Raw genomic sequence first — 12,646 nt, 5'->3', positions numbered from 1 at the left:
TACAGATGTGGGCCGTTGCCCGACGACCGAAGTGGATCGCGCTGCTCGTGCTGGCGCTCGTGCTCGCGGGGGTGTTCGCCGGGCTGGGCAAGTGGCAGCTCGAGCGGAGCATCGCGAACGGCACCCCGCTGCCGGAGACCACCGAGACGCAGAAGCCGCTGCAGGACGTGACCCAGCCGGGGCAGGCCGCATCGGAGACGATCGCCGGGCAGAAGGTCAGCGTCACCGGTCGCTTCGTCGCCGGTGACACCACGCTGCTGACCGGCCGCTCCGGCGGCGGGACGTACCAGACCGTCGGCCACCTGGTCGACGCGGCGAGCGGCGCGAGCGTGCCCGTCGTGATCGGGTGGGCGGACGAGCGTCGCGCGGCCGAGGCCGGCGGGGAGCGCGTAGCCGACGGCGCCGAGCTCACGGTCGAGGGCCGCTACTACCCGGCCGAGTCGCCCGACCAGGACGCGTACACCAAGGGTGAGTTCTCGGCGGTGGCGCCGGCACGGTTCGTGAACACGTGGAAGGCGTTCGACGACCGGATGTACATCGGCTACGTCGTCGCCGACGGCAGCACCGCGAAGGCGGCCGACCTCGGCACCATCGCCGACCGGGCCCCGACGCGCGAGGTCCAGTTCGACTGGCTCAACCTGTTCTACGCGATCGAGTGGGTCGTCTTCGCCGGCTTCGCCGTGTTCCTCTGGTACCGCTTCGTGAAGGACGCCTGGGAACGTGAGCAGGAGGACGCTCAGGACGCCGCAGCGGCCACCGAGCCCGCTCCGGCGCACCGGTAGGATCGAGGCCATGGCTCTGACCGTCCGAACCCGCGACATCCCGAAGATCCCGGGAGCCGTCAAGTGGTACCGCGTCTCGGCGTACATCACCGGTGTGCTGCTGCTGGCCCTCGTCATCGAGGTGATCATCAAGTACACGCCGCTGCAGCTCGAGATGCAGCTCGGCAACGGGCCGTTCTTCGTGCCGAACGGCACGGCCGGCGAAGCACCGGGCACGTTCAACCTGTCGATCGCGATCCTCATCGCGCACGGCTGGCTGTACGTCCTCTACCTGTTCACGGACTTCCGCCTCTGGAGCATCATGCGCTGGAAGCCGTCGCGCTTCCTGCTCATCGCCCTCGGCGGCATCATCCCGTTCATGTCCTTCGTGGTGGAGCACCGCATGCAGCAGAAGGCCATGGACACCTACCACGAGCTGACCGCTGCCCAGCAGCGTGAGAAGGAGGCCGCTCGGTGAGCGAGACCGACCAGCGACCCGTCCTCGTCGTCGACTTCGGTGCGCAGTACGCGCAGCTGATCGCCCGACGCGTGCGCGAGGCGAACGTCTACAGCGAGATCGTCCCGCACTCCATCACCGCGGACGAGGTCAAGGCGAAGGACCCGGCGGCCATCGTGCTCTCCGGCGGCCCCTCGTCCGTCTACGAGGAAGGCGCCCCGGCGCTCGACGGCGAGATCCTGGACCTCGGTGTCCCCGTGCTCGGCATCTGCTACGGCTTCCAGGCGATGGCGAAGTCGCTCGGTGGCGAGGTCGCCCAGACCGGCCAGCGCGAGTACGGCGCGACCGACGTCACCGTGACCGGGACCGACAGCGTCCTGCTCGGCGACCAGCCGGCGTCCCAGGTCACGTGGATGTCGCACGGCGACTCCGTGGCGAAGGCGCCGGAGGGCTTCGAGGTCCTCGCGTCGAGCGCCTCGACCCCGGTCGCCGCCTTCGCGTCAGACGAGCGCAAGCTCTACGGCGTGCAGTGGCACCCCGAGGTCAAGCACTCCGCGTTCGGCCAGGCCGTCCTCGAGAACTTCCTGCACCGTGCCGCCGGGCTCCCCGGCGACTGGAACTCGAACAACGTCATCGAGGAGCAGGTCGCCCGCATCCGGGAGCAGGTCGGCTCCGCACGGGTCATCGCCGGGCTCTCCGGCGGCGTCGACTCCGCCGTGGCCGCTGCCCTGGTGCACAAGGCCGTCGGCGACCAGCTCACGTGCGTCTTCGTCGACCACGGGCTCCTGCGCGCCGACGAGCGCAAGCAGGTGGAAGAGGACTACGTCGCCTCGACCGGTGTCCGGCTCGTCACGGTCGACGCGGAGCAGCAGTTCCTCGACGCCCTGGCCGGTGTGAGCGACCCGGAGCAGAAGCGCAAGATCATCGGCCGCGAGTTCATCCGCACGTTCGAGGCGGCCGCCGAGGCCCTCGTGCTCGAGGCGCGCGGAGACGACGAGGCCGGCGAGGTCAAGTTCCTCGTGCAGGGCACGCTCTACCCCGACGTCGTCGAGTCCGGCGGCGGTTCGGGCACGGCGAACATCAAGTCGCACCACAACGTCGGTGGGCTGCCGGAGGACATGACCTTCGAGCTCGTCGAGCCGCTGCGCACCCTGTTCAAGGACGAGGTCCGTGCGGTCGGTCGCGAGCTCGGGCTCCCCGAGGTCATCGTCGGCCGCCAGCCGTTCCCCGGCCCGGGGCTCGGCATCCGCATCGTGGGCGAGGTCACCGCGGAGCGGCTGGACCTGCTCCGTGCCGCGGACAAGATCGCGCGCGAGGAACTCACCGCGGCCGGCCTCGACGAGGAGATCTGGCAGTGCCCGGTCGTCCTGCTCGCCGACGTCCGCTCCGTGGGCGTCCAGGGCGACGGCCGTACCTACGGCCACCCGATCGTGCTCCGTCCGGTCTCGTCCGAGGACGCCATGACCGCGGACTGGACGCGCCTGCCGTACGACACCCTCGCGAAGATCTCGAACCGCATCACGAACGAGGTGCCCGACGTCAACCGGGTCGTGCTCGACGTCACGTCGAAGCCGCCGGGGACGATCGAGTGGGAGTGACCCCTCCCTGACCTGCCGAGGGCCCGGTGCGCGCTGCGTGCCGGGCCCTCGTGCGTGCGGGTGGGCCGCCGACCGTGCCACTTCTGTCACGCTCGAGGCGCGCCGGCGACCGGAAGCGCACACACGACGACACGCGCGCGGCATGTCTTGCACGCTCGCGGGGCGCGCTGGGCCACCCGGCGCCCGCGCTGGCAGAATCCGCCCCCGGGAACGCCGAAGGGCCCCGGCGGTGCCGGGGCCCTTCGGTCGAGGTCGAGCGGAGCGCTAGTTGCGCTGGCTGCTCGCGATGATGGCGAGGATGCGCAGGATCTCGAGGTACAGCCACACCAGGGTGACGATGAGCCCGAACGCCGCCGTCCACGCGTAGATCTTCGGGGCGCCGCGCTGGACACCGGTCTTGATCTGGTCGAAGTCGAGGATCAGCGAGTACGCCGCCATGAGCACCACGAACACGCCGATCAGGACGCCGAGCGGAATGCCGAAGATCGTCGTTCCCATGAGCCCGAAGGCGGTCTGCGTGACACCGGTCCACATCAGGACGAGGTTCACGAGCGAGAACGCCATGTACCCGACCATCGCGATGAGGAAGAAACGGGTCAGCTTGGGCGTCGCACGGACCTTGCCCGAGAGGAACAAGAGCAGCGTAACGGCGAAGACACCGAGGGTGCCGAAGACCGCCTGCGCAACGATGCCGTCGGCCTGCGGGAACGCCGTCTGGAAGTAGTTCGAGATACCACCGACGAACAGCCCCTCGAAGAACGCGTACGTCAGGACCAGTCCCGGCGAAGGCTTCTTCTTGAAGGTGTTCACGAGCGCGAGCACGAAGCCCACGATCGCGCCGACGATCCAGACGATCGGGGGCAGGTTCCACCCGGCGACCGCGCCGACGAGGAGCACGCCGAACGCCAGGAGCGTCTTGACGATGGTGTCCTCGTACGACATCCGGTCCGTGTCGACGGTGTTCGCCGACGGGCGGTCGTACATGTACTGCAGCTGCTCGGGCGTCATGCCGCCCTGCTGCGGGTACTGCCCCTGCTTCGGGGTCTGTCCCCAGCCCGCCTGCTGCTGACCAGCGCCGCTGACGCCCCAGGCGCCACGCCCCTGGTCGTTGAAGGCGGGGGACTGGTCGAAACCGGGCTTGAAGGCCATGGTGTCCTCTTCCTTGGAGATTCGAGTCCTCTCAGCCTAGAGGTGCTGCGCCGCGGAAGGCTGAGGATTCGCGGCGAGCGGAAGCGGGTCCTGACGGGCCCGACACCCGAAGACTATGGGGGTGGTCTGCGAGCGCACCCCGAGCCGGCCGAGTGATCGCCGATCACCTGCGACGGCTCGCAGCAGTGTCCCGTCGCGCGACACCGCCCGGTCACGGCGGGGCGGTACGGTTCGGCGCATGACCCGTGTGATCGCCCACCGCGGTGCGTCCGGCCACCGGCCCGAGCACTCCCGGAGCGCCTACGAGCTCGCCGTCGAACTCGGTGCCGACGCCATCGAGCCGGACCTCGTGCCGACGCGGGACGGCGTGCTCGTGCTGCGCCACGAGAACGAGGTGTCCGGCACGACCGACGTCGCGGACCGTCCCGAGTTCGCGCACCTGCGGACGTCGAAGACCGTCGACGGACAGGTCGTCACCGGGTGGTTCACCGAGGACTTCACGTGGGACGAGCTCCGCACGCTCCGGGTCCGCGAGCGCCTCCCGGCCCTGCGGCCCGCGTCCGCGGCGTACGACGGGCAGGAGGGCGTGCTCCGGCTCGAGGACCTGCTCGGCATCCTCGACGCGGCACCGCGGCCGGTCGGGCTCGTCGCCGAGGTGAAGCACGCCACCTTCTTCGAGCAGGCCGGCCTCCCGATGGCGCAGCTGCTCGACGACGCACTCGGGGCCGCCGGCTGGCGCGGCGACGACCGCCTGACGGTCGAGTCGTTCGAGAAGACGGTGCTCCGGCAGCTCGGCGCGCGGAGGACGGGTGGCCGGCTCGTGTACCTCCAGGAGGCTCGTGGCAGCGCCGCGGACGAGGTCGCCGCCCACGGGTCGGTGGCTCCGTCGTGGGCGTCCGAGCGGACCGACGAGGCCCTGGCCGGCTTCGCCGCGGAGTTCCACGGGATCAGCGTCGACCTGAAGACCCTGATGGCGGGGACCGACACCGCGGCCGTGGACGACCCCCGACCGGTGCGGAGCGCGATCGTCGACCGGGCGCACGCGGCGGGGCTCGCGGTCTACACCTGGACCCTGCGGCCGGAGAACCGGTTCCTGCCGGCGCCGCTCCGTCGGGGCGGGGACGTCGCCGCCCACGGGGACTGGGAGCGCTGGTTCACCTCGGTGCTGCGGACCGGCGTCGACGGCGTGTTCGCGGACCACCCGGACCTCGCGGTGCGGGCCCGGTCACTCGTCGGCGGCAGCGCGGACTGAGACGTCGGGCTCCGCTGCGGGCTCGATGTCGGCCGGAAGCCCAGTGCGCCGCGCGGCGATCGCGGCTGCGGTACTCGCTGCGACCCCGACGACCGCGGCGAAGGCCGGGAGCGGAGCCCACAGCGGCGAGCCCCAGGACGCGCTCGGCACGACGACGCAGAGCGTCCCGAGGGCACCGGCGAGCACGGCGTGTGCGACGACGTGCACGCCTCGGGGGAGCGCGCGCCGGGTGAGCGCCCAGCCGAGCAACCACGTGCACGGCAGTGCCACGATCCCGCCGCCGACCGACACCACCCCCGACGCCACGGCGACGATCAGGCCGAGGAGCCCGGCGGCGGCCACCTGCTCCGGTCCGAGGGGGCGGCCGTCGACCAGCAGGGAAGCGGCCAGCGCGACGACGATCGTCACCGGCATGGTGACGAAGACCATCCAGCACCAGCTCCGCTCGACGAGCGCCACGGCGTCCCACACGGTCCACGTCCTCATGCCCCACAGCCTGGACGTGCGCGCGGCACGCCCGGCTCCTCGCGGACCGAGCTGTGTCCCGCGGCCCACAGCTCGTGGTCGCGGCCCGCTGCGGCTGTCGGAGGGCGCGCCTAGACTGACCCGGTCATGACGATCGTGCTCGAGCCCTTCGACCAGTCCCCCGAGCCGGACGCGGGCCACCGCGCCGGCGGGTACGACGACCCCTTCACCGCGGGTCTCAACCCCCAGCAGAAGGAAGCCGTCGAGTACCGCGGCGAGTCCCTGCTCATCGTGGCGGGCGCCGGCTCCGGCAAGACCAGTGTGCTCACGCGGCGCATCGCCCTGCTCCTGGCGAACCGCGAGGCGTGGCCGTCGCAGATCCTCGCGATCACGTTCACGAACAAGGCCGCGGCCGAGATGCGCGAGCGCGTGCAGGCCCTCGTCGGGCAGGCTGCCGAGGGCATGTGGATCTCGACGTTCCACTCGGCGTGCGTGCGGATCCTCCGTCGCGAAGCGGAGCGGTTCGGGTTCCCGCAGTCGTTCACCATCTACGACTCCGCTGACTCCCGCGCGCTCCTCAAGCGGATCATCAAGGAGCTCGAGGCGGACTCGCTCGGGCTGACCGTCGGGGCTGCGGCGTCGAAGATCTCAAAGCTCAAGAACGAGCTGCAGGACATCGACACGTACGCGCGCAACATCAACGCGAACGACCCGCAAGAGGTCATGTTCACCGAGGTGTTCCGCCGGTACACGAACGAGCTGCGGCGGGCGAACGCGTTCGACTTCGACGACCTCATCGGGCAGACGGTGTTCCTGTTCCGGGCGTTCCCCGAGGTCGCCGCGCTGTACCAGCGACGCTTCCGGTTCGTGCTCGTCGACGAGTACCAGGACACGAACCACGCGCAGTACGCCCTCATCCGTGAGCTCACGCGTCCGGTGCCCGTCGAGCAGGTGGACAAGCTCGAGGACGCCGGCCAGCACGTCGAGCGCATGCGGGAGGCCGACGGGTCGATCGCCCCGGCGTCCCTGACGGTCGTCGGCGACTCGGACCAGTCGATCTACGCGTTCCGCGGGGCCGACATCCGCAACATCGTCGAGTTCGAGCGGGACTTCCCGAACTCGAAGGTCATCCTGCTCGAGCAGAACTACCGGTCGACACAGACCATCCTCGACGCCGCGAACGCCGTCATCGCGAACAACTTCGACCGGCAGGCCAAGAACCTGTTCACCGACGTCGGCGCCGGCGACAAGATCATCGGGTTCACGGGCTACACCGGTCACGACGAGGCCCAGTTCGTCGCGGACGAGATCCAGCGGCTGCACGACGACGGCACGTCCTACCGCGACATGGCCGTGTTCTACCGCACGAACTCGCAGACCCGTGCGCTCGAGGAGATCTTCATCCGCGCGGCGATCCCGTACCGGGTGCTCGGCGGCACCAAGTTCTACGAGCGCGCCGAGATCAAGGACGCGATGGCGTACCTGATCACCGTTGCCAACCCGGCCGACCCGCTCTCGCTCCGCCGCATCCTCAACGTGCCGAAGCGCGGCATCGGTGCGGTGACCGAGACGGCGCTGCAGCGGTACGCCGACGAGCACGAGACCTCGATGCGCGACGCCCTGCGGCACGCGGACGAGCTCGGGTTCGGCCCGAAGGTGCGGACCGCGATCACGTCCTTCGCGGCGCTGCTGGACGACGTGGCCTCGCGCGCGGCGACGCAGCCGGTCGTGGACACCCTGACGCAGCTGCTCGACGGCTCCGGGCTGCTCGAGAACCTGCGGAAGTCGCCCGACGCCCAGGACGCCGCGCGCGCCGACAACATCGACGAGCTCGTGGCCGTGACGCGGGAGTTCCAGAAGAACAACCCCGAGGGCACGCTGTCCGACTTCCTGACCGAGGTGTCCCTCGTCGCGGCGGCGGACGAGCTCGACGACTCGTCGGGCACCGTGTCGCTCATGACGCTGCACACGGCGAAGGGCTTGGAGTACGACGCGGTGTTCCTCACCGGCGTCGAGGAAGACCTGCTCCCGCACCGGATGTCGGCGAACGAACCGGGTGGTCCGAGCGAGGAACGCCGACTGTTCTACGTCGGGATCACCCGGGCCAAGAAGTCCCTCTTCCTGTCCCTGGCGATGACCCGCGCGCAGTTCGGCGACGTCAACGTGGCGATGCCGTCTCGCTTCCTGCAGGAGATCCCCGAGGGGCTCATCGAGTGGAAGCAGTCGCCCGGCATGGCGAACAGCCGCGGTGGCACCGAGCCCCGGGCCCTCAACGCCCGGCGCGGCGGTGGGCTCGGCGGCGGTCCGTCCGGCGGGGGTGGCTACCGCGGTGGTGGCGGCTTCGGCGGCGGGTCGTACGACCGTGCGGCGGCTGCGGCGAAGACCCGTCCCAAGACGGAGTGGGCGAACCGGGTGTCCGGGCAGGTCCGGGACAACGGCGACATGGAGCTCGCCCCTGGCGACCGGATCTCGCACGTCGACTTCGGTCAGGGCACGGTGTCCGCGGTCACGGGCCAGGGCGCGAAGCGCATCGCGGAGATCGCGTTCGACTCCGCGGGGCGCAAGAAGCTCCTGATCAAGATCGCGCCCATCGAGAAGCTCTGACGCCGAGGCGCACCGCCCCGGGGAGCTCGACCCGAGGCGCTCGGTCCGGACGAAGCGAGCGCTGACCGCACGGACTGCGCGGACCGCGCGGACCGCGCGGACCGCGCGTCAGCGCACCATCCGGACCGCGTCCATGCCGCTCGGTCCGATCGGCACGTGCTTCGCGGCACCGTCCCGCTCGAAGCCGTTCCGGCGGGAGAAGGCCTCGGCGCGCGGGTTGCCCTCCGCGACCCAGAGGAACGCCGGCTCGGCACCGATCGCGGCGTCGAGCAACGCCTGCCCGGCGCCGGTCGCGTGGTGGGCGGCGAGGACGTAGATGCCCTCGAGCTCTCGGTCCCGCACCGCGGGCTCCTCGCGCCCGGGGCCGGCGGACGCCCATCCGACGACGGCGCCGTCGCACTCGGCGACCACGACGGTCAGGCCCGGCTCGACCACCAGTCCCTCCCAGCGGGCCGCCCGGGCGTCGACGTCGAGCGCGGCGAGGTACGCCGCGGGCAGCAGGTGCGCGTACGCCTCCTGCCAGGCCCGCACGTGCACCTCGGCGATCGCCCGGGCGTCCCCTGCCCCGGCCGGTCGGACGGTCACTGCGCCTGCGTTCCCCATCCGCCGACGCTACCGCGCTCTGCGGACGGCAACAGGCAGAGCACGAGCGCCCCCGCTACGGCTGCAGCCGCACCGCGTCCCAGCCCTCGCCCGCGCGGACGTACTGCAGCCGCCGGTGCATCCGGTCGCGGCTGCCGTGCCAGAACTCCACGACCTCGGGCTCGAGCCGCCACGCAACCCACCCCTCCGGGCGCGGGACGGCGTCGTCGGTCTCGGACAGGAGCACGTTCGCGTCGTCGATCAGGTCCTGCAGGGTCCGGGGCTCGAGCACGGCGGACTGGTCGGCGATCGCGGTCGCGGCGCGGGACTTCGGCGAGCGGTCGGCGAACAGTGCGTCGGACTCGTCGTCGGAGAGCTGCACCGCCCGGCCCTCGAACCGGAGCTGCTGCATCGTCTCGCGCCAGTACACCTGGAGCGCGGCGTGCGGGTTCTCGGCGAGCTGCCGCCCCTTGGGGCTGAGCGTCGAGGTGCCGAACACGAGCCCGCGGTCCTCCAGCCGCTTCACGTCGACCGTGCGGGCACTCACCCGGCCGTCCGCCCCCGCCGTCGCGAGGGTCATCGACATCGGCTCGGACACGTCGCGCGATGTGGCGTCGTCCAGCCACCGCCGGGCCAGGTCGATCGGGGACGACGGCGGCGCGTCGAACTCGGGCAGGTGCAGGGAGTCGTCACCGGACAGCGAAGCGGACATGGCACCAGCCAACCGCGCTCAGTCCGCCCACGTCCAGGTCGCCGGGGGACGTCCGCCCCGCGTGCCCGTCGTCGCGGGTGCGGTGGCCCGCACGAGCGCCGGGTTCGTCCGCAGGGAGCGGTTGAGGTTGCCGGCGTCTGGTGCGCTGCCGTGCAGCGCCGCGTGCAGCTGCGCCGCCGCGGACGTCGGGAACACCTCGCCGAGCAGGGCGCGCGTCAGCGGGACGTCGCGCCACAGCCGGGTCCGCACCTGGTCGACGGCCGTCCGGACGATCGCGTCGTGGTCGAACGGGAGGCGCGGGTCACCCTGGTCGGGTCGCCGCCAGACCGCGGGCGGTGCGTCCACCCCCGGGTCGACGACCGCCAGGAACGCGATGCTGATGGCGGTGTCCCGCGGGTCGCGGGACGGTCCGTCGAACGCACCGACCTGCGCGAGGTGCCGGACCGCAGCCGCGTCGATCCCGGTCTTGGTCCGCAGTGCGCGTCGCGCGCCGTCCTCGAGGCGTTCCGCAGCGTCCAGGAGCACGCCGGGGAGTGCCTCCAGGCCGGCGAACGGGTCGTGTGCCCGCCGCGCGGTGGCGACCCGCAGACCGTCCGCCGTCGTGAACGACACCGGGACGACGTCGATCGCGATGAGCGGTTGGTCGCGGGCCACCGTGGCGGCGTCGGTCACACCGTCGCCCGGCGGGCGGCCCGGGCCGCCCGCTCGGTGCGGAGCACCTGTCGGACGTCCGCGAAGGACTGGTGGACCTGGAAGCGGCCGTCGACCCAGACCGGCTGGAGGAGGCTCGTGGCCTCGTCCTCGGGCGTGGCCTGGTCGGTCTGGCGGATCTCGCCGTCCGCGTCGCGGTGCAGCGCGATGCGGCCCTTCGCGCTCTTCTTGCCGCTGCCGGTCTTCGGGTCCTTCTGGATGTCGACCGGCTGGCCGTCGACGAGCGCCCACGTCGCCTTCACCGCGCTGCCGAGGTTGTCGCGGGTCATGTACTGGTACGTGTACGAGCCGATGCCGAGCACGATGTTGTCGCTCGCGTAGCCCTTGGCGGCCAGGCGCTCGTAGATGCGGTGCGCACGGTCGAGCGTGATGCTGTCGCCGTAGATCACGCCGATGTGCTGGTTGAGGACCTTGTAGCCCTCCGCGTTGACGGTGTGACCGAACAGCTCGTCGAGGAGCTCGACGACGCCCTTCTCCTCGTGGCTGCGGCCGTCGCGGAGGAGTTCGTCCTGCGGGACGCCGTGCACCGTGCCGGTGACGATGTCGACCGGGTCGCCCGAGTCCGGACGGATGACGAGCTTGCCGTCGCGGGCCGTGATGCGGTCCTTGAGCTGCGGGAGTGTCTCGGTGATGACCTTGAACAGGTCGAAGCCGTCGCTCACCGCCGAGACGATGCCCGTCGGGTAGACGTCAAGGATCTGCTCGAAGGTCTCGAGCTCGCCGTCGGCGCCCCGGACGCACATCACGCTGTGCTCGGTGGCGGGGACGCTCGCCGCGACCCAGCCGTTGTCGCCGGGGTAGTAGCGGTCGATGAAGTCGAGCGAGGGCATCGAGTCGGTGCCGAGGAACGAGAGCAGGTGCCCCGCGCCGCCGGCCGCCGCGGACTCGATGCTCGACTGCCCGCGGAACGAGAAGTCGTGCGCGGCGAAGTCGATGCTCGCCGGGTCGGCGCCCGTGCGCTCGGCCCAGTCCTCCATGAGGTCGCGGTACTCGAGCGCCTTCGTCGCGACGGTGGACGGGTGCCAGATCGACGCCGACAGTGCGGTCTCGATGTAGTTCGGCAGCCAGAAGAACTCGTCGACGGTGTTCTCGACCGTCAGGGTGGCGACGCCGATCGGGGCGAGGGTGCCCTCTGGGAGTGCGCGGATCTCGAGCGGCAGGTACCCGAGGCGGTGCAGGGCGCGGACGTGGTCGACCCCGATGTGGTTCGGGCCGAAGTAGCCCTGCAGCGCCTGCTCGAACAGGTCGGCGACGGTGTCCTCGTCCGCGGCGAAGAACGGCTCCCACGCCTCGACGAGGTGCCGCTGCACGAAGGCCTGCAGCCCGAAGACCACGGCGTGCGTCGACTCGGGCATGTGCGCGTTCGAGCGGTTCGTCCAGTTGATCAGGATCCGGGTCGTGCCCTGCGGGTAGACCTGCCGGTGCGAGTGCTTGTAGCCGTCGACGGCGAGCAGTGGGGCGATCGGGCTCGCGGTGGTGGTGCGGGGCTCGAGGCCCGTCGTCGTGGTGGTCATCGGATCTCCTTCGTGAGGTAGGGGCTGAGCGGGACGGTCCGGAGACCGGGGACGGCGTTCTGGGCCGGGTAGCTGTCGGTCGTGACGATCTCGCCGAAGTGCTCGGCGAGCTGCGGGGCCCGGCCGGAGAACACCCCGTGCGAGACCCAGAGGCTCAGGCGCTCCCTCGGCAGGCCGGTCGAGCCGGCGAGGCCCGTGAACGTGCCGCCGCCGTCGCAGATGTCGTCGACGACCAGGAACCGGCCGTCCGCCGGGAGCGGCTCGCACGTGAAGCCGTCGAGCTTGCCGGTGTCCGGGTTGCGGTGCTTCTCGGCGCGGTACAGCGGCAGCCCGCAGGACTCGGCGACCGCGGTGGCACGGGCGACCGCACCCTTGTCCGGCGCGATGATCCCCGTGTACGCGTCCCCTTTTGCGTCGAGCACGGCGTCGCGGACGACCTGCTCGCTCGTGACCACCGTGAGGTTGTCGACGAGGCCGACGATCACGGGGGAGTGCGGGTCGAAGGCGATCACCTGGTCGATGTGGAAGCCGTTGAGGACGTCCGCGTAGACCTTCGCGCCGAAGGGGAGCCCGCGGTCCTGGCGGGCGCCGGGCAGGTACGGGACGAGGGCGACGGACCTGCTGCCGCGCTGCCGGACCGCGTCCGCCCACATGCCGAGCATGAGGAGGTCGTCGCCGTTGGTGCCGCGCAGGGTCGCGATCTCGGTGGCCGCCCCCGCGTCGGCGTCGTCCACGACCTTGACGTGGGCTTCACCGGCGGGGAACTGCATGGTGGAGAACGTCGGTGTCGTCGGTGTGCCCTGGGCGTCCCAGGTGCTGAGTTCGACTGCCATGACCCGAC

Annotated in this window: 12 protein-coding genes; 5 read left to right on the top strand and 7 right to left on the bottom strand. The window is 71.3% G+C overall.

Annotated features, from left to right (window positions below; translation table 11 throughout):
• The first annotated feature begins 5 nt into the window (after positions 1 to 5).
• From FB462_RS16660 to guaA, 3 genes are read left to right on the top strand one after another with little or no spacing between them, the layout of a single operon-like run.
• Positions 6 to 782: an SURF1 family cytochrome oxidase biogenesis protein gene (locus tag FB462_RS16660; RefSeq protein WP_058741279.1), complete on the top strand. Its 777-nt coding sequence runs from the start codon at positions 6 to 8 to the stop codon at positions 780 to 782.
• A gap of 10 nt (positions 783 to 792) precedes the next feature.
• Positions 793 to 1,239 carry a DUF3817 domain-containing protein gene (locus FB462_RS16655; protein WP_022906980.1) on the top strand — a complete coding sequence of 149 codons (447 nt, stop codon included), beginning with the start codon at positions 793 to 795 and terminating at the stop codon, positions 1,237 to 1,239.
• Complete coding sequence (gene guaA, locus FB462_RS16650; RefSeq protein WP_058741277.1) at positions 1,236 to 2,816, top strand: glutamine-hydrolyzing GMP synthase; 1,581 nt, start codon at positions 1,236 to 1,238, stop codon at positions 2,814 to 2,816. The genes FB462_RS16655 and guaA overlap by 4 nt, the downstream gene beginning before the upstream one ends.
• A gap of 264 nt (positions 2,817 to 3,080) precedes the next feature.
• Here the strand turns inward: guaA and FB462_RS16645 are convergent, their stop codons facing one another.
• On the bottom strand, positions 3,081 to 3,965 hold the full coding sequence (locus tag FB462_RS16645) for a Bax inhibitor-1/YccA family protein (RefSeq protein ID WP_141863111.1): 885 nt from the start codon (positions 3,963 to 3,965) through the stop codon (positions 3,081 to 3,083).
• 238 nt (positions 3,966 to 4,203) lie between these two features.
• Here FB462_RS16645 and FB462_RS16640 point away from each other — a divergent pair, with 238 nt between their 5' ends.
• Complete coding sequence (locus FB462_RS16640; RefSeq protein ID WP_141863109.1) at positions 4,204 to 5,217, top strand: glycerophosphodiester phosphodiesterase family protein; 1,014 nt, start codon at positions 4,204 to 4,206, stop codon at positions 5,215 to 5,217.
• Here FB462_RS16640 and FB462_RS16635 read toward each other — a convergent pair.
• The gene (locus FB462_RS16635; RefSeq protein WP_141863107.1) at positions 5,191 to 5,703 is read right to left on the bottom strand and encodes a hypothetical protein; all 513 of its coding nucleotides are present in this window, start codon (positions 5,701 to 5,703) and stop codon (positions 5,191 to 5,193) included. The genes FB462_RS16640 and FB462_RS16635 overlap by 27 nt on opposite strands.
• A gap of 126 nt (positions 5,704 to 5,829) precedes the next feature.
• Here FB462_RS16635 and FB462_RS16630 point away from each other — a divergent pair, with 126 nt between their 5' ends.
• On the top strand, positions 5,830 to 8,286 hold the full coding sequence (locus FB462_RS16630; RefSeq protein ID WP_141863105.1) for an ATP-dependent helicase: 2,457 nt from the start codon (positions 5,830 to 5,832) through the stop codon (positions 8,284 to 8,286).
• Positions 8,287 to 8,394: 108 nt separating this feature from the next.
• Here the strand turns inward: FB462_RS16630 and FB462_RS16625 are convergent, their stop codons facing one another.
• Genes FB462_RS16625 through FB462_RS16605 form a run of 5 tightly spaced genes read right to left on the bottom strand, consistent with a single transcriptional unit; the run spans position 8,395 to position 12,638 of the window.
• Positions 8,395 to 8,889 carry a GNAT family N-acetyltransferase gene (locus tag FB462_RS16625; protein WP_141863103.1) on the bottom strand — a complete coding sequence of 165 codons (495 nt, stop codon included), beginning with the start codon at positions 8,887 to 8,889 and terminating at the stop codon, positions 8,395 to 8,397.
• A gap of 55 nt (positions 8,890 to 8,944) precedes the next feature.
• Complete coding sequence (locus FB462_RS16620; protein WP_141863100.1) at positions 8,945 to 9,580, bottom strand: pyridoxal 5'-phosphate synthase; 636 nt, start codon at positions 9,578 to 9,580, stop codon at positions 8,945 to 8,947.
• Between the two features lie 18 nt (positions 9,581 to 9,598).
• Positions 9,599 to 10,252, bottom strand: coding sequence for an NUDIX domain-containing protein (locus FB462_RS16615; RefSeq protein WP_141863098.1), 654 nt, complete (start codon positions 10,250 to 10,252; stop codon positions 9,599 to 9,601).
• On the bottom strand, positions 10,249 to 11,805 hold the full coding sequence (locus FB462_RS16610; protein WP_141863096.1) for a nicotinate phosphoribosyltransferase: 1,557 nt from the start codon (positions 11,803 to 11,805) through the stop codon (positions 10,249 to 10,251). Before FB462_RS16610 ends, FB462_RS16615 begins: the two co-directional genes overlap by 4 nt.
• Positions 11,802 to 12,638 carry a phosphoribosyltransferase family protein gene (locus tag FB462_RS16605; RefSeq protein WP_141863094.1) on the bottom strand — a complete coding sequence of 279 codons (837 nt, stop codon included), beginning with the start codon at positions 12,636 to 12,638 and terminating at the stop codon, positions 11,802 to 11,804. Before FB462_RS16605 ends, FB462_RS16610 begins: the two co-directional genes overlap by 4 nt.
• Positions 12,639 to 12,646: the final 8 nt, after the last annotated feature.

Source organism: Curtobacterium citreum (assembly GCF_006715175.1).
GTDB lineage: Bacteria > Actinomycetota > Actinomycetes > Actinomycetales > Microbacteriaceae > Curtobacterium > Curtobacterium citreum.
Note: the sequence above shows the minus strand (reverse complement) of the source record. Positions and strands in the feature narration are given on the sequence as shown.